The sequence below is a fragment of the Alcaligenes sp. DN25 genome (assembly GCF_023674485.1).
Classification (GTDB): Bacteria; Pseudomonadota; Gammaproteobacteria; order Burkholderiales; family Burkholderiaceae_B; genus Alcaligenes; species Alcaligenes phenolicus.
In genome coordinates this window covers 775,054-791,380 of sequence record NZ_CP098408.1, presented here as the reverse complement: position 1 = coordinate 791,380, position 16,327 = coordinate 775,054, and the positions used below count along the sequence as shown (strand labels likewise).

The following is a 16,327-nucleotide window of genomic DNA, read 5'->3' as shown; positions in this document are numbered from 1 at the left end:
TACTTACTTAATCCAGTCGCGTAGCGGATGATCTTGCAAACCTGAACAAACCCAAGTTTGTTCGACCAGCAATTTACCACTATTTGATTCTTCGCTACCAGAAAAATCTATTTTACTGCTATTTTGGTCAATTTCAAACTGACCTGTCTTGGCGCTTTGTTCGTCTCTGCACTCAACAAACAAACAAGAACCTGAGCCCGTCATTCTAGCATTCAATTTTAGTCTTTGCAAGCCCTGTTTTAAATTTCTTAAACCAGGATAAAGACTGAATGCTACTGACTCCAGATTGTTTCTGCCAAAATAAGGATTGTCGTCCTTGGCTTGCCAGAATTTTTCTTGCCAATCAGTAAAGAACGTCATTGTGATGGGTTTTTCATCACGTGTCAAGCATTCGGAGGTAAATATTTCCCCCGTGGATATAAATTGTGGCGGACGGATGATGATGTAGTGTCGTGGCGGCATTTGAATGGCCTGCAACTGCTCGCCTATCCCTTGCGCAAATGCGGCCTGTCCGAATATAAAAACCGGCACATCAGCACCCAGGGGCAGGCCAATATCCATCAAGGCCTGACGGCTCAGCCCCAGGTTCCACAAACGGTTCAAGGCAATCAAGGTCGTGGCCGCATCGCTGGAGCCACCGCCCATCCCCGCTCCCGAAGGGATGTTCTTGATACAAGAGATGTCTACGCCTTGCCGAGTGCCCGTCGCTTGTTGCAGGGCACGAGCCGCTTTGATCACCAGATCCTGCTCAGGCTCCACATCGCTCAAGGTACTGTGTGCCCGATGGATCTGCCCATCGCTACGTGGTACGAAGCTCAGGTAATCATTCAGGTCCACAAAACGAAAAGCAGTTTGCAAGAAATGGTAGCCGTCCTCACGACGACCCGTGACGTGCAAAAACAGATTGATCTTGGCCGGAGCCGGGACGTTGTAGAGCGCCATTACACAAACCTGCTCGGGGCTTTACTGATCCACGACCAAGCGCACGCTGATGGAGCGATTGGCCTCATGACGATTCAATTGCAGCAAGCGCGGACCTTGTTCGTCGTAACGCGAGAGCGTCACACGCCAGCCGGACTGCTCGAAACTGCTTAGCTTTTGCTGATCATCCCGACGTTCGCTCTGAGCCGGGGCACTACCGGTGCGGCCATGCAGCCAGTCACGCAAGCCTGCAACAGGAACGGGACTGCCCAAGACCTGTTCAACCAGGGCATCGGGATGGGAGGCCATTTCCTGACTACCGTCTGTGCGTTCCAGAATGGCGCGCCCCGGTAACACCCAGACTCGCGCCAAGGTATTACCCAAAGGATTGCTCAAATCCAGCATCAGCTTTTGGCCGTCGTCGCGCCAGGAAAAGCCCCCCTGCACGGCTTCGACCTGCGAGCTGGAATGAGTCACGCTCAGCGCAAAACGGCCTGAACGAGACAAGGCGCTTGCCTCTTGCGACGCATCCGTAACGCTGCCAAGGTCAGATTCGGGCGGTGTCGCACAAGCACTGAGCAAAGCAACCAGGGCCAAAGCCCCTGCTCGGGTCCAAGCCCGCTGTTTCAAGATACTCACGGCAGCGGTACTCCCAGACGCTTGATGGTTTCTGTCAGTGTTCGGTTTTCGGGGTCTTTGCTCAAGCCAGCCCGAAAGACCAGCATGGCATCATCACGACGGCCTTTGACCCACAGCACTTCACCCAAGTGGGCGGCAACGTCCGCTTCAGGCAGGCGCTCGTAGGAACGCTGCAAGTATTCCAGCGCGGCTTGCAGATCGCCAACACGGAACAGATACCAGCCCACGCTGTCCAGAATATAAGGATTGTCCGGCTCCAGCTCCATGGCTCGTTCCAGCAAATCCTGGGCCTCGTCCAGACGGCGACTCTGATCCGCATAGGTGTAGCCCAAGGCGTTATACGCATTGGCATGGTCCGGGCGCAGCTCAATAACACGACGCATCAAGGTTTCAAACTTGTCGTGCTTGGCGCGCTGCTCGTACAACATGGCCAGGTTGTATTTGATCTCGGCGCTATCAGGCAACTCACGGTCCGCCCGCTCCAGCACTTCCAGAGCCTGGTCGGTACGACCGCTGTCTTGGTAGATAGAGGAATACGTCAAAGCCACAACGACCTGCTCGCTCATGTCGCGTGGGCGAGAGTTCTCCAGGGTACGACGTGCTTGCGGCAGATTGCCTTGGCGGGCTTGCAGGACGGCTTTATGAATCTGGGCCTGGAAACGCAGCGCGGGCTCTTCAATCAAGTCCAGCTGGCGAATGGCTTCGTTCATATCGCCCTGAGCTTCAGCAATTTGCACCAAGGACAAGCGGGCTTCAGAAATACTGGCCAAAGCCGTGTTGACGGCGTCGTTCAAGGACTGGCGGCGCTGCTGCTGGACCGCAATGTATTGCTCCAGCAATTTACGGGCCTGGTCAAACTCCTGGGCACGAATATGAATTTCGGCCTGGGTGTAGAGCAGATCAAAATCTTCAGGATTGGCGCGTTGCAAGGCGCTGACGATGGATTGGGCTTCATCGAACTGCTGGCGCTCTACCAGACGGTTGGCCAGCAGCAGTTGCAACTTGCGGCTATCCGGATTGGCTCGCACAAAGATACGTGCACTTTGCAAGGCAGCCGAAGGATCAATCTTGATACCGTATTCCAGCACGCGCTGCGCGGCGGCTTCGGAATGCGGGTCCAGCTTCAGGGCTTCCCGTGCTTCGCGCTCGGCCCGGCTCATGTCCCCGGCACTCCAGGCGGTATCCGCCAAGGCCAGACGGGCTATGGGCAAGGAGCGCACGGGTTGCTGCAAGGCCTTGTCCAGCACTTCCAGCGCCAAACGGCGATCCACCATCTTGCTGACCATGCTCATGGCTTGGACCACGGCCTGCTCTTTATCCTGGGCGCGAGAGATACGCAGCCACAAGGCATCGGCCAAGCCTTCGGTCTGACCGCTGGAGGCTTCCAGGGCCAGAGCCGTTGCTTTAGCTTCGGGATCATTCGGGGCCAGCAAGGCCCATTCTTTAGCGGCACGCAGCGCACGACCCAAATCACGGTCGGCCATGGCGTATTGAAAGGCGTTTTGAGCCAGGCGAGGATCGCTGGTGTCACGCGCCAAAGACAGGAAAGTCTGGCTGGCAACGTCGTATTCACCACGCGAAGCAGCCACTTCGGCAACCAGAATGCGATACAGAATGTCCGAAGTCAGGCTGACCAAAGGCAATTGCCCGCTGCGCAAACGAATCTTGTCAGCAGGCGGCTCCGCCTTGAGTATGGGAAGTGAGGGTTGGGCTTGCACCGAAACCGCTGCAAGCAACGACATCAGGCCCAGCTTTAGTGCTAAGGTCAGAGCATTCATCCAGAAAAACCCGTGCCCTGATACGCGCGACAAAACGCCCGATGGCACAATAAAGGAATCAGATTTGTTGATGGTATCACCCCCCCATGCCTGAACTGCCAGAAGTTGAAACAACTCGTCGCGGAATTGCGACGGTCATCCAGGGAAAAAATGTCCGACAATTCCTGGTTCACGAGCCCCGTCTGCGCTGGCCCGTGCCTGCCTCTTTGCCGCAATGGATTGAAGGCCAGGTCGTCCGGAATTGCACGCGTCGAGGCAAATACTTGTTGTTGCATTTTGAACAAGGTGTCCAGATCGTCCATTTAGGAATGTCCGGCTCCTTGCGTCGTGTGGATCTGGATGAAGAACGCCGCAAGCATGATCATGCGGAATGGATCTTTGATGAGGCCCGCTTCCTGCTGCACGACCCACGACGATTTGGTGCGATATTATGGCATGCCCATAGGGACGGCCCTCTGGAAAACCACCTTTTGCTACGTACTTTAGGCGTAGAGCCTTTCGACCCCCTGTTCACCCCCGAGTATCTGCACCGACATCTGCAAGGGCGGCGCGTCGCCATCAAACAGGCCCTGCTGGGCGGCAAGATTGTGGTGGGAGTCGGCAATATCTACGCTTCCGAATCCTTGTTCCTGGCCGGTATTCACCCCGAACTGCCCGCCGGTGAAGTTTCCTTGCATCGTTGCGAAAAACTGCACTCGGCCATCTTGAGCACCTTGCAATCCGCCCTGGACTCCGGGGGCAGCACCTTGCGCGATTACGTCAATGCAAGTGGTGAACCGGGCGCTTACTTCGACATTCACGCCAATGTGTATGAGCGTGCCGGCAAACCCTGCCCACGCTGCCAACAGCCTATCAAACGGATAGTCCAAGGCCAACGCGCGACCTATTACTGCTCGCGCTGCCAGCGCCGCTAAACCCTCCCCCTTTTTTCTGACAGCGTCTGATGCCGGTTCCGGCAGGCAGGCGCTCGTCTGCTTTTTTTCCAACTAAGCCTACCCTATTCAGGTATTCACCTATATCTAACTGATTCACCATAAACTAATCTGACACCATCCCTATCGACTGTGGAGTCATTTTCATGAGCAAGTCCTTCGCCTCGCATAACGACCTGGAAGACAAAGTCGTTGCCTTTGAAAAACTGTCCGACAACGCCTACGCCTATACGGCTGAAGGTGATCCCAACACGGGCATCATCATTGGTGACGAGGCCATTATGGTGATCGACACCCAGGCCACGCCTGTCATGGCTGAAGACGTGATTCGCCGCATCCGCGAAGTCAGCGACAAACCCATCAAGTATGTCTTGCTGTCGCACTACCACGCCGTACGGGTGCTGGGTGCCTCGGCCTACAACGCCCAGGAAATCCTGGCCAGCCGCGACACCTACGACCTGATCGTGGAACGTGGCGAGCAGGACAAGGCCAGCGAAATCGGCCGTTTCCCCCGCCTGTTCCGCAACGCCGAATCCATTCCTCCCGGCCTGACCTGGCCCACCATGACCTTTGAAGGTCATATGACGGTGGACCTGGGCAATCTGGAAGTACACCTGATGCAAGTGGGTCGTGGCCACACCAAGGGCGACACCATCGCCTGGCTACCCAAGCAGAAAATACTGTTCGCCGGTGACCTGGTGGAATACCAATCCACCCCGTACGCAGGCGACTGCTACTTTCGCGAATGGCCCCGCACACTGGACCGTCTGGGAGACTTCAAAGCTGAACAAATGGTTCCTGGCCGTGGCCCGGCACTGAAAAACGCCACCGAAGTGCGTCAGGCCCTGGCCGGCACGCGCGCGTTTCTGACAGACCTGTACTCCAGCGTGCAGCAAGGCGCGGCAGCCGGTAAAGATCTGAAGACCATTTACCGCGAAACCTACGATTTCATGAAGCCTCGCTACGCAGACTGGGTCATTTTTGATCACTGCATGCCCTTTGACGTGTCCCGTGCCTACGACGAAGTCAACGGCCACGAAGACCCACGCATCTGGACCGCCGAACGCGATCTGGAGATGTGGAAACAGCTCGAAGGTCAGTAAGACGCAAGGCCAGGGAGAAAGAAAATGGGAGACATTAATTACCAGACCCTGGAGCTGACGCAAGCGCCCCCACCGGCTACCCATGCCCGCCACCCCGTTGTGGTGGTGGGTGCCGGCCCGGTGGGGCTGACCATGGCCCTGGATCTGGCGGCCAAAGGCCACCGGGTCGTGATTCTGGACGACGACACCACGCTGTCCAAAGGGTCACGGGCCATTTGCTTTGCCAAACGCACCCTGGATATCTGGGATCGATTGGGCGTGGGCTCGCGCATGATGGACAAAGGCGTGTCCTGGAATGTGGGCAAGGTTTTTTTCCGCAATCAGGAAGTCTGGAGCTTCAATTTGCGGCCCGAAGAAGGCCACCAGCGCCCCGCCTTTATCAATTTGCAGCAGTATTACTGCGAAGGTTATCTCTACGAAGCAGTCTGCGCTCAGCCCCTGATTGAACTGCGTTCCGGCCATAAAGTGCTGAACGTGGTAAATCAGGCAGAAGGCGTGCATCTGGACGTAGAAACGCAGCAAGGCAATTACACCCTGGAAGCAGAATGGCTGCTGGCCTGCGACGGCTCGCGCTCGGCCATTCGCCGTGCTTTGGGTGAAAGCAGCAGCGGACGCGTATTCAAGGACCGTTTCCTGATTGCAGACGTGCGCATGCAAGCCGACTTCCCCGCCGAGCGCTGGTTCTGGTTTGACCCGCCCTTCCACCCCAATCAATCTGTCTTGCTGCACAGCCAGCCGGACAACGTCTGGCGTATCGACTTCCAATTGGGCTGGGATGCCGACCCGGTTGAAGCCGTCAAACCAGAAAACGTGCTGCCCCGCATTCGTGCCCTCCTGGGTGCCGACGCCCCCTTTGAGCTGGAATGGGTCAGCATTTACACCTTTGCTTGCGAGCGCATGGAGCGCTTTCGCCATGGCCGTATTCTGTTTGCTGGAGACTCGGCCCACCGTGTCTCGCCTTTTGGCGCACGCGGCGCCAACAGCGGTATCCAGGACGCCGACAACCTGGCCTGGAAGCTGAATCTGGTTCTGAATGCCCAGGCTCCCGACAGCCTGCTGGACAGCTACAGCCATGAACGTGAATTGGCTGCAGACGAGAACATTCGCCATTCCAGCCGTTCAACAGATTTCATCACGCCTAAAAGCGAAGTCAGCCGCCTGTTCCGTGATGCGGCCCTGATTCTGGCGCGTCGCCACGCCTTTGCCCGTGTACTGGTCAATAGCGGCCGCCTGTCCTTGCCCAGCGCCTACCCAGACAGCCCCTTGAATACGGCTGACACACACGAGTTCTCCGCCACGGCCACACCGCTAGGAGCCTGCGTCCCCGATGCACCTATAGAACAAAACGGTCAGCAAGGCTGGTGGCTGGGTCAATTGGGCAGCGGCTTCACCCTGCTGGAGTTTGGCGAAGGCCAGGCCAGCCAGTCTGAAGTGGTAGACGAACTGGTCGCCCAAGGTCTCTTGACCCGCCTGCGTGTCTGGCCTGCTGGCACCAGCGCTACCCAGGCCCAGAAAGAGATCATCGACAGCCAGGATATGCTGCGCCAGCGTTACGACGCCCAACCCGGTTCCTGCTATCTGATTCGCCCCGATCAACACCTGTGCGCCCGCTGGCGTCATCTGGATGGGCAAGCTGTCCAGGCAGCCTTGCACAAAGCCTGTGGCCATTTCCTGGAGAGTGCTTCATGTCTACACTGAATACCGATACCCCCCTGGAACGGGCTGACGATTTCTACCAAATGTTGATCGATGCCCACCAAGGCCTGAGCACAGCACAAAGTCATGCCATGAATGCCGCTTTGGTGCTGTTGCTGTGCAATCATGTCGGCTCGCTGGATGTGATCAAGCAAGCCTTGGACGCCGCCCGCCAGACCTGCCTGGAGCAGGCTGCCTGAATCTGGAGACCCCTAATGAGCTCTTTGAATTATCAGATTGGTTTTGGTAACGCTTTTGCCACCGAGGCTCTGCCCGGTGCGCTGCCACTGGGACGCAACTCGCCGCAGCGCTGCCCTTACGGGCTGTATGCCGAGCAGTTGTCCGGCACGGCCTTTACCGCGCCACGCGCCGATAACCGCCGCTCCTGGCTGTACCGCATTCGCCCCAGCGCCAAGCAAGGAGCATTTACGGCATTTGAAGGCGCTCCCCACTGGAATGAAGACTTTGGTCAAGGCCCGGCCAACCCCAATCGCCTGCGCTGGAGCCCGCTGAATCTGCCCAGCAAGCCGACCGATTTTCTGGCTGGTGTCCATACCTGGGCAGGCAATGGCAGCAGCGACTCGCAAAGCGGCGTTGCCATCCATCTGTACGCCATCAACCAGTCCATGGGACGGCGCGTGTTCTATAACGCCGACGCCGAAATGATGTTCGTGCCCGAGCAGGGTCGCCTGCGGCTGGTCAGCGAACTGGGCATCATGGAAATCGAGCCTTGCGAGATTGCCGTCATGCCGCGTGGCGTCCGCTTCAAGGTAGAGTTGCTGGACGATGTGGCCCGTGGCTACTTGCTGGAAAACTTCGGCGCTCCTCTGCGTTTGCCCGAACTGGGTCCGATCGGCTCCAACGGCCTGGCCAATGCCCGCGACTTCAAAACACCGGTAGCCTGGTACGAAGATGTCAGCGAGCCGCATGAGCTGGTCACCAAATTCACAGGCGGCTTCTGGGTTGCGCAACTGACGCACTCGCCCTTGGACGTCGTGGCCTGGCATGGCACGCACGCCCCCTATAAATACGATTTACGTGACTTCAATGTGATCGGCTCGATCAGCTACGATCACCCCGATCCCTGCATTTTCAGCGTATTGACCTCGCCCTCCGACACACCCGGCACGGCCAACCTGGACTTTGCTATTTTCCCGCCACGCATTCTGGCCATGGAAAACACCTTCCGCCCCCCTTGGTTCCACCGTAACTTCGCCAGCGAATTCATGGGCCTGATCCAAGGTGTGTACGATGCCAAGGCCGATGGCTTTGCACCCGGCGGCTCCAGCCTGCACAATTGCATGAGCCCGCATGGCCCCGATGCCAACACCTTTGACAAAGCCAGCAGTGCGGACTTGAGCAAGGCAGACTATCTGCGCGGTACCATGGCCTTTATGTTCGAGACCCGCAAAGTCATCCGCCCCTCGCCACAGGCCTTGCAAAGCGACAGCCTGCAAGCCAATTACGATGCCGTCTGGGACGGACTGGAAAAACACTTCTCTACGGAACAAAAGGCATGACCCGACCTTATCTGAATGACACTCACGACCCCAAGCTGCAAAGCTGGGTGCCCGGCGCCAACGAGGCCGATAACGGTTTCCCTATCCAGAACCTGCCCTTTGCCGTGGCCCGTCGCCGTGACAGTCAGGAAGACTTCCGCGTCATGGTGGCCATTGGCCCCTACGCGCTGGACCTGGGCCTGCTGGCCTGCGATACCCCCTGGCACGGCAAAGCCGCCGACGCCCTGGCCGCTTGCGTCAAACCTGCACTGAACGGCCTGATGGCCTTGGGCCAGGAATACTGGAGCGCGCTGCGTGCCGCCTTGTCACATGACTTGCGCCAAGGCTCCTCTGCGGAGTCGCGCCTGCGCCCCATGCTGATCGAGCGCAGCAAGCTGGAATACGCCCTGCCCGCCCAAATTGGGGACTACACCGATTTCTATATTTCCGTGCACCACGCAACGGCGGTGGGCAAACAGTTCCGCCCTGATGCGCCCTTGCTGCCCAACTACAAGTGGGTACCCATTGGCTACCACGGCCGTGCCTCCAGCATCGGTGTGTCCGGCCAGCAATTCCCACGACCCGTCGGCCAGACCCGCCCACCCGAAGGGCAAGAGCAGCCCAATTTTGGTCCTTGCCAACGCCTGGACTTCGAACTGGAAATGGGCATTCTGATTGGCAAAGGCAACGAAGCCGGTCGCCGTATCCCTATCGCTCAGGCAGACGAGCACGTTTTTGGCCTGTGCCTGTTCAATGACTGGTCGGCGCGCGATCTGCAAGCCTGGGAATACCAGCCTCTGGGCCCCTTCCTGGCCAAGAACTTTGCCTCGACGATCTCCCACTGGGTAGTGACACTGGAAGCCCTGGCTCCCTTCCGTCGCCCCTTCAGCCGCCCCGAGTCTGATCCCCAGCCTCTGCCTTATTTGCAGGATCAGACCAACCAGGAAAGTGGCGTTCTGGACGTGGAACTGGAGGTGTACCTGAGCACCGAACAGTCTCGCCAGCAAAAGAAAGACCCCGCTTTGCTCTCGCGCAGCAACTTCAAGGAAGCGTATTGGACTGTGGCCCAATTGGTCGCCCATCACAGCGTCAACGGCTGCAATCTGCAAACTGGAGACCTGCTGGGCACCGGCACCTTGTCCGGCCCGGCCAAGGGTCAGGAAGGCTCCTTGCTGGAAATGAACCAGGGCGGCAAAAACCCCATCGACCTGCCTTGGGGCGAACAGCGTAAATTCCTGGAAGATCAGGACGAGATCATTTTGAAAGGCCTGTGCCGTCAAGATGGCTACCCGACCCTGTCTTTTGGTGAATGTGCCGGTCGAGTATTGCCTGCCGTGCCTTAAATTCAAGACACCTTTGTAAACGACACCCCGCAGCCGGTATCTGGCCTCGGGGTGTTTTTACGTAAAGCTTTATCGAAACAGGCTCGCAAAAACAAAAAAGGGACTTGAAGTCCCCTTTCTGCAAACTCGGAGAGCCCTAGGCAGGCAGTTGCTTATGTCTGGCCCAAGACCAGAGGATATAAAACAGAACGCAGCCATACAGCCCCAGCACAGCGCCTGAAGCCAGCACCTGGCTAAGAAAATGGTAGCCCTGCATGATGCGTAGAAAGCCGAACAGCAAACCGGCGCTGATACCCAGCACAAAGCCCCCGGAGGCCAGTTTGCGGCAGCCTGTCATGACGCCCACAAAGAACAGGGACAGGAGCACAAAGCCGGATGCGGCATGAGCACTGGGCAAGGCATTGCCTGCCTCAGCCCAGGAATGCGCCCAGAAGTAGGTGGGCATGGATTCTGTACCGCCAAACATGGCCAGATTAAAGGGGCGTGGCATGGCGGTCAGATGTTTCAGTACGCCTACCATTAAAGGGCCACTACCCATGAAGAAAGCCGCCCCCGCCCAGGCCAGTTGACGGCGGGAGCCCTTGGGCTGCCGCCAGGCCACGATCGTCCATATCACTGCACCGCCAAAGGGAACGAACCACACCAGCCTGCGCCCGAATAAATCGACAAAAGGCTGCAATCGCCAGGAAAAGTCCTGGACTTGTGGGTCATAGAAATAGGCACTGAGTGACAGGTCCGTTGCTGAACCCATCGTCACTGCCGCAACGATTCCCAAAACAGTAAAAAAAACGGCACTGGCAACGATATAAGGACGAAAAAACATCTACACACCAAGTAGCTTCAATCAATCGGGCAATACTTTACCGGGGTTCATGATCCCCAAAGGATCCAGCGCCGTCTTGATCTGCTTCATCAAGGCCAGGGAAACCGGGTCTTTATAACGGGGCAGCAGTTGGCGCTTGAGCTGGCCTACGCCATGTTCGGCACTGATGGAGCCATGGAAACGGTGCACGCTGTCATGGACCAGCGCATAGATCTCATCCTGACGCTTCAGCAGCTCTTCCTCCGTGAAGGCCGTGCCGCGCGCGACGTTGTAGTGCAGGTTGCCATCACCCAAGTGCCCGAATGTCACGTTTTCCAGACCCGGGAAGGCTTCTTGCAAAGCCTTGTCCGTCTCGTGCACGAACTGGGACATCACAGACACAGGGATGGACACATCATGCTTGATGCTTTTCCCATAGGCTTTCTCTGCCAGTGGAATGCTTTCACGCAAATGCCAGAGCGCCTTGCTTTGTGCGATGGTCTCGGCGATAACGGCGTCTTGCACCAGATCTTGCTCCAGAGCCTGACCGATCACGCTTTCAAAACGCTCGCGGGCATGCTCCAGGCTTTCGCTATCAGACAGCTCCAGCAAGGCATACCAAGCTGCTTTTTCAGCTGGGCCCTGGAAAGGCATGCGTTGATCGGGATAGCAATGCAGCACGGCTTGCAGACAATTGCCTGCAATCAGCTCAAAGCCGGTCAAGGACGCCGCCAGACCCTGACGGGCCAATGCCAGCACCTGAACGGCATCTTCAATCGTATTCAATGCCAGCAAAGCGGTGCACGCTGCTACAGGCTGGGGATACAGCTTGATGGTCGCGGCGGTGATGATACCCAGGGTGCCTTCGCTACCAATAAACAGGTTGCGCAGGTCGTAACCGGTATTGTCTTTGCGCAGCCCAAGCAGCCCATGCAGAATTTCACCTTGGGCAGTCACCACTTCCAATCCCAGGGTCAGGTCACGAGCATTGCCGTAACGCAAAACCTGTGTACCGCCTGCATTGGTGGCCAGATTGCCGCCAATCGTGCAGCTGCCTTCTGCGGCCAGACTCAAGGGGAACAGACGCTGATGATCGCGGGCGGCCTGCTGCACATTTTGCAAAATGCAGCCTGCTTCCACCACCATGGTGTCGTTGTCGGTATCCACGCTGCGAATCTTGTTCAGGCGCTCCAAAGACAGCACCAGCGCAGTGGCGCTGTTGTCCGGCGTTGCGCCCCCGCACAAACCGGTATTGCCGCCTTGAGGGACAATAGGCACGCGATGCTCGGCACATAGACGCACGACCTGGGCCACTTCTTCTGTCGTTGCAGGCCGGGCCACCGCCAAGGCAGTACCGGTATAGCGTCCACGCCAATCCTCCAGGTACTGCTGCATGGATTGTCCTGTCAGCACATGTTGCTGACCAATACGCTGTTCAAGTTCGTTCAGAAAAGTCATGACCCAAGCCACTCAAGAAAAACAATCAGGCGCTCTTGCTGTCGCGCTACAGCTCTTAATGGTAACTCACGAAAGCCGGTGGCATTCGCGCTAAACTTCTTTCTTTGTGTATTCGTTCAGGACGCGACAGTGACCCACATTCCCGCTCTACCGACCGCTGTATTCAAAGCCTACGATATTCGGGGCACCGTTCCCGAGCAACTGAATCCCGACTTCGCCTACCAATTAGGTCTGGCCCTGGCGGCCTTGGCCCGTGAACAAAGCGTGCAAACCCTGGTAGTGGGTTACGACGGCCGCCACAGCAGCCCTGCGCTGTCTCGTGCCCTGCAACAAGGGATCCAGGCAGGCGGAATCAACACAGTCGATCTGGGTATGGTTCCTACTCCCGTCGTCTATTTTGCGGCCAATGTACTGGAAACCGGCTCGGGCGTAGCCATCACAGGTAGCCATAATCCGTCCAACTACAACGGCTTCAAGATGATGATGGCCGGCAAGACCTTGCACGGCCAGGATATCCAGGGCCTGATGAAACGCATGCAAGCCGGTATTGAGCCTGCGGCTCAAGCAGGCACCGGCGAGAAAAAGGACTTGCTGGACCAGTACGTCAGCACCATCGCCGAACGTGTCAAACTGGCCCGTCCCATGAAAATTGCCCTGGACTGCGGCAACGGCGTGGGTGGCGTCGTGGCTGCTCGCCTGTTCAAGGCCCTGGGTTGCGAAGTGGACATGCTGTTTGAGGATGTAGACGGCAGCTTCCCCAATCACCACCCGGACCCGGCCGAGCCGCACAACCTGCAAGACCTGATCACCCATGTTCAAAACACGGACTGCGAAGTGGGTCTGGCCTTTGACGGTGATGCTGACCGCCTGGGTGTGGTGACTCGAACGGGTCAGATCATCTGGCCTGATCGTCAGTTGATTCTGTACGCCCGCGATATTTTGCAGCGCGAACCTGGCTCCACGATTATTTTTGACGTGAAATGCAGCCGCCACGTCGCCCTGGAAATTGCCAAGGCCGGGGGTGAGCCCTTGATGTGGCAAACCGGCCATTCGCTGATCAAGGCCAAACTGGCCGAAACGGGTGCCCCTTTAGCTGGCGAAATGAGCGGCCACGTGTTCTTCAAGGAAGGCTGGTACGGCTTTGATGATGGCTTGTACACAGGCGCACGTCTGCTGGCGATTCTCTCGCGCGGTGACAACCCGACGGCAGAGTTGGAAGCCTTGCCGCAAGACCTGTCCACACCGGAACTGAAACTGCTGCTGGCCGAAGGCGAGCCTCATGCCTTGATTGCCCGCCTGCAAAAAGAAGGCCGTTTCCCCAGTTCCAATCAGCTCAACACGATTGATGGTGTACGTGCCGAGTACCCGGACGGCTTCGGTCTGGCTCGCGCCTCCAATACCACTCCAGTGATTGTGCTGCGTTTTGAGGCCCAGTCCCAAGAGGCGCTGGATCGGATCCAGGGAGAATTCCGGGCGGCACTGTTGGCTTTGAAGCCTGATGCTGCTTTGCCTTTCTAAGGCCGTGGAAGTGCACTCATACCCAGATCCCTGCTCGCTAGTCTCTAGCGCAGTATAAAAATGCCCCCACGCGGCAACTTTGGCTTGCTGTCCCCCAAGGGGGCACTTTTTACCGGGACGACTAGCCTTGGGGCAGCCCAGCGATAAAAAAAGAGCTGCACTGCCTCTGAAACCTTGGATTCAACCCCAAGTCACAGCAAGCAGTTCAGCCCGTTTCTTTATGCCTTGGCCCAGGGCCAAGGCAGTCAAAGCCTTAACGGCTCAAATACTGATACAGATCCAGATGAGCCTCGCTAATACGGCCTATATCAAAAGCCTCTTCAGCCAGACGGCGGCTTTCCGCCCCCATGGCTCGCCGCTTGGCCGTATCTTCACCCAAGTCCATCACAGCCACCGCCAATGCCTGCGCATTACGCACTGGCACCAGCACACCGGTCACGCCAGGTTCGATGGCATCACGGCAACCGGGTACGTCAGTCGTGACCACCGCCCGCCCGCAGGCTGCGGCTTCTACCAAGGACTTAGGCAGGCCCTCACGGTAGGACGGCAGCACGGCAATGTGTGATTGAGCGTAAAGCTGCGCAATATCGCTACGTTCGCCCAGACACTCCACCACGCCCTGCTTTTGCCAGCTCTGCCACTCCTGATCGCTGATACTGGCCGGATTACCGGGGTCGGGACTGCCAGCCAGTACCCATTTAACCGGGCTACCTTGAGCAGCGCTGATGCGTGCAGCTTCAACAAACTCACGCACACCTTTATCTACCAGCAGGCGCGATACCATCAGGGCAACGGGCGGGCCTTCGGGCTCCGGCAAAGCCTGAAACTGATTCAAGTCCACGCCTGAGCCACGAATCAGGACGCACTGATCGCGTTTGACAACACGGTCTTCCAGCAAGACATCACGGTCATTGCTGTTCTGGAAAATCACGCGGCTATTCGGATGTCCCAAGGCAATGCGGTAAAGCTGCAGGGCAATCCAGCGCACCGGATCAAAGGACTTGTCGCGCTTGGTAAATACATAGCCCAGCCCGGATACAGCGGCCAGAAAACCAGGCACACCGGCCAGTCGCGCTGCAATCCCGCCATACAGAACCGGCTTGATGGTGACCGCATGCACCAGCTCCGGACGCTCACGGCGAAACAAGCGCCATAGAGCCCAAATGGTGTGCAGCTCTTGCAATGGGTTGGTCCCGCTGCGTGTCATGGGCAAAGCATGGTGATGCAGGCCGTGACGCTCGATCTCGGCAACCGCCGGGCCGTCCATGGTGGCGACATGCACGTCATAACCCTCACGTTGAGCGGCTTGCGCCAAAGGCAAACGATGTGACAGGAAAAAAGCGGGGTTATTGACCACGAACATCAGCATGCGCGTTTTCTTGCTGGTTTCGTCCGTCAAGGCACTCAAGGCCTGACGGCTGCGCTTGCGCTTGGGGGGATACTGCGCCGTCAAGGTCTTCCAGGCCTGCGTGTAATTCTTGACCATGCCTTCCAGGGAGAACAGGCGGGCAACCCGTTCACGCGCATGCTCATGACGAGCCTGCCAGGAAGGCGCACCCAGTTCATCAACCGCACTATTGATCGCGCCTGCCAAGGCTTCAGCATTGCTGGGGGGAACAATCCAGCCCTCATTACCGACGATCAAGGCAGCATCACCCACATCGGTGACCACATTGGACACCCCCGCAGCCATTGCTTCGCAGACCACGTTGGGAAAACCTTCTGCCGAGCTGGACAAGACATGCACGTCCAGCGCATTCATCAGGCGAGGGACATCGCTGCGTCGTCCCATCAGGATGACGCTCTCGCGCAACTGATGCTGATCCAGCAAGCGCATCAAGGTTTCGTTATTGCTGTCCATGCCATCGCCAATCAAAAGGCAACGCAAGCCCGGATGACGGTGCAGGCTGCGAGCTAAGGCGGCCAGCAGATTGGGATGATCTTTAAGCGGATTCCAGCGGGCCACACTGCCAATGACAGGCGTATCCAGTGACAGGCCCAATTCTTCGCGCACTTCTTCACGTGCCTGCGGGTCAGGATGCCAACGGCTTAGATCGTAGCCATTGGGAATCACTTTCATGATGTCCGCACGATAACCCCACTGCTTGTGACGTCGGGCGGCATTTTCTGCGCAGGACACAATCAAATTAGGAATAAAGCGTGACAGGCGGGCGCACAGCCAGGCCACCATACGAGCTTTCGGGCTGCCTTGATACAGATTCGCGCCGGAATTACGAATACCCCAGGACACAGCCGGAATCCCGACCAGTCGCGCTGCGGCACCACCGATCAGATCGGAGTGATACATCCAGGTCTGCACCACATCGGGCTGCAAATCGCGCAGCAAGCGCGTCAGCGATCGCAGACCTTTCAAAAAGCCCAGCGGCGAGTGCATGTGCAGGCAGTACAAAGGAATGTCTGCAGCCCGCAATTGCGGCCCGAAAACGTCTTCCTCGCCCAGAGAAATCACAATATGCTCGGTTTCTTGACCTGGCGCCGTCACCAAGCGGAACAAGACGGTTTCTGCCCCCCCCTGCCCCAGCCCAGCAATAATATGCACGACTCGCAAAGGCGGCGTTACTTTTTCCAGCTTGTCATCCACGGCGTCTGTTTCCTGATTCAACGACCTTGGCTGCATT

13 protein-coding genes and 1 pseudogene are annotated in these 16,327 nt (G+C 57.6%); 7 read left to right on the top strand and 7 right to left on the bottom strand.

Annotated elements, in window-relative coordinates; translation table 11 throughout:
• Positions 1-3 precede the first annotated feature (3 nt).
• From ispE to NBV64_RS03605, 3 genes are read right to left on the bottom strand one after another with little or no spacing between them, the layout of a single operon-like run.
• Positions 4-942: a 4-(cytidine 5'-diphospho)-2-C-methyl-D-erythritol kinase gene (ispE, locus tag NBV64_RS03615; protein ID WP_250756707.1), complete on the bottom strand. Its 939-nt coding sequence runs from the start codon at positions 940-942 to the stop codon at positions 4-6.
• Between the two features lie 21 nt (positions 943-963).
• A complete protein-coding gene (locus NBV64_RS03610) occupies positions 964-1,554 on the bottom strand; it encodes an outer membrane lipoprotein LolB (protein WP_425541752.1) in 591 nt (196 codons plus the stop codon).
• Positions 1,555-1,556: 2 nt separating this feature from the next.
• The gene (locus tag NBV64_RS03605; RefSeq protein WP_250756705.1) at positions 1,557-3,302 is read right to left on the bottom strand and encodes a tetratricopeptide repeat protein; all 1,746 of its coding nucleotides are present in this window, start codon (positions 3,300-3,302) and stop codon (positions 1,557-1,559) included.
• 122 nt (positions 3,303-3,424) lie between these two features.
• Between NBV64_RS03605 and mutM the strand changes: the two genes are divergently transcribed.
• The 6 genes from mutM to fahA all read left to right on the top strand — a co-directional run bounded on the left by mutM (position 3,425) and on the right by fahA (position 9,910).
• Complete coding sequence (gene mutM, locus NBV64_RS03600) at positions 3,425-4,252, top strand: bifunctional DNA-formamidopyrimidine glycosylase/DNA-(apurinic or apyrimidinic site) lyase (protein WP_009461089.1); 828 nt, start codon at positions 3,425-3,427, stop codon at positions 4,250-4,252.
• Between the two features lie 164 nt (positions 4,253-4,416).
• Positions 4,417-5,373: an MBL fold metallo-hydrolase gene (locus NBV64_RS03595; RefSeq protein ID WP_009461090.1), complete on the top strand. Its 957-nt coding sequence runs from the start codon at positions 4,417-4,419 to the stop codon at positions 5,371-5,373.
• Between the two features lie 24 nt (positions 5,374-5,397).
• Complete coding sequence (locus NBV64_RS03590) at positions 5,398-7,071, top strand: FAD-dependent oxidoreductase (protein WP_250756704.1); 1,674 nt, start codon at positions 5,398-5,400, stop codon at positions 7,069-7,071.
• Positions 7,059-7,268, top strand: coding sequence for a DUF2783 domain-containing protein (locus NBV64_RS03585; RefSeq protein WP_009461092.1), 210 nt, complete (start codon positions 7,059-7,061; stop codon positions 7,266-7,268). Before NBV64_RS03590 ends, NBV64_RS03585 begins: the two co-directional genes overlap by 13 nt.
• 15 nt (positions 7,269-7,283) lie before the next feature.
• Positions 7,284-8,588 (top strand): homogentisate 1,2-dioxygenase, encoded by a 1,305-nt coding sequence (gene hmgA, locus NBV64_RS03580; protein ID WP_239055118.1) that lies wholly within the window; start codon positions 7,284-7,286, stop codon positions 8,586-8,588.
• Positions 8,585-9,910 (top strand): fumarylacetoacetase, encoded by a 1,326-nt coding sequence (fahA, locus tag NBV64_RS03575; protein ID WP_250756703.1) that lies wholly within the window; start codon positions 8,585-8,587, stop codon positions 9,908-9,910. Before hmgA ends, fahA begins: the two co-directional genes overlap by 4 nt.
• A gap of 136 nt (positions 9,911-10,046) precedes the next feature.
• On the opposite strand, the gene NBV64_RS03570 is transcribed toward fahA, so the two are convergent.
• Both NBV64_RS03570 and NBV64_RS03565 read right to left on the bottom strand, forming a co-directional pair.
• Entirely contained in the window at positions 10,047-10,733 is a 687-nt protein-coding gene (locus NBV64_RS03570; RefSeq protein ID WP_250756702.1) for a phosphatase PAP2 family protein, read from the bottom strand.
• Positions 10,734-10,754: 21 nt separating this feature from the next.
• Positions 10,755-12,170, bottom strand: coding sequence for an FAD-binding oxidoreductase (locus tag NBV64_RS03565; RefSeq protein ID WP_026485046.1), 1,416 nt, complete (start codon positions 12,168-12,170; stop codon positions 10,755-10,757).
• 129 nt (positions 12,171-12,299) lie between these two features.
• On the opposite strand from NBV64_RS03565, the gene NBV64_RS03560 reads away from it, so the two are divergent.
• The gene (locus tag NBV64_RS03560; protein WP_250756701.1) at positions 12,300-13,688 is read left to right on the top strand and encodes a phosphomannomutase/phosphoglucomutase; all 1,389 of its coding nucleotides are present in this window, start codon (positions 12,300-12,302) and stop codon (positions 13,686-13,688) included.
• 253 nt (positions 13,689-13,941) lie between these two features.
• Here NBV64_RS03560 and NBV64_RS19115 read toward each other — a convergent pair whose 3' ends face one another.
• Both NBV64_RS19115 and NBV64_RS19110 read right to left on the bottom strand, forming a co-directional pair.
• Complete coding sequence (locus NBV64_RS19115; RefSeq protein ID WP_342467225.1) at positions 13,942-15,057, bottom strand: glycosyltransferase family 4 protein; 1,116 nt, start codon at positions 15,055-15,057, stop codon at positions 13,942-13,944.
• Positions 15,058-15,264: 207 nt separating this feature from the next.
• A pseudogene (locus NBV64_RS19110) lies at positions 15,265-16,326 on the bottom strand (glycosyltransferase family 4 protein); the annotation flags it as partial.
• Position 16,327: the final 1 nt, after the last annotated feature.

Coding starts and splice junctions, on each gene's coding strand:
- NBV64_RS03570 (WP_250756702.1), bottom strand. CDS start 10,733: ATGTTTTTTCGTCCTTATATCGTTGCCAGTGCCGTTTTTTTTACTGTT.
- ispE (WP_250756707.1), bottom strand. CDS start 942: ATGGCGCTCTACAACGTCCCGGCTCCGGCCAAGATCAATCTGTTTTTG.
- NBV64_RS03585 (WP_009461092.1), top strand. CDS start 7,059: ATGTCTACACTGAATACCGATACCCCCCTGGAACGGGCTGACGATTTC.
- NBV64_RS19115 (WP_342467225.1), bottom strand. CDS start 15,057: ATGCTGATGTTCGTGGTCAATAACCCCGCTTTTTTCCTGTCACATCGT.
- NBV64_RS03565 (WP_026485046.1), bottom strand. CDS start 12,170: ATGACTTTTCTGAACGAACTTGAACAGCGTATTGGTCAGCAACATGTG.
- NBV64_RS03595 (WP_009461090.1), top strand. CDS start 4,417: ATGAGCAAGTCCTTCGCCTCGCATAACGACCTGGAAGACAAAGTCGTT.
- hmgA (WP_239055118.1), top strand. CDS start 7,284: ATGAGCTCTTTGAATTATCAGATTGGTTTTGGTAACGCTTTTGCCACC.
- NBV64_RS03605 (WP_250756705.1), bottom strand. CDS start 3,302: ATGTCGTTGCTTGCAGCGGTTTCGGTGCAAGCCCAACCCTCACTTCCC.
- fahA (WP_250756703.1), top strand. CDS start 8,585: ATGACCCGACCTTATCTGAATGACACTCACGACCCCAAGCTGCAAAGC.
- mutM (WP_009461089.1), top strand. CDS start 3,425: ATGCCTGAACTGCCAGAAGTTGAAACAACTCGTCGCGGAATTGCGACG.
- NBV64_RS03590 (WP_250756704.1), top strand. CDS start 5,398: ATGGGAGACATTAATTACCAGACCCTGGAGCTGACGCAAGCGCCCCCA.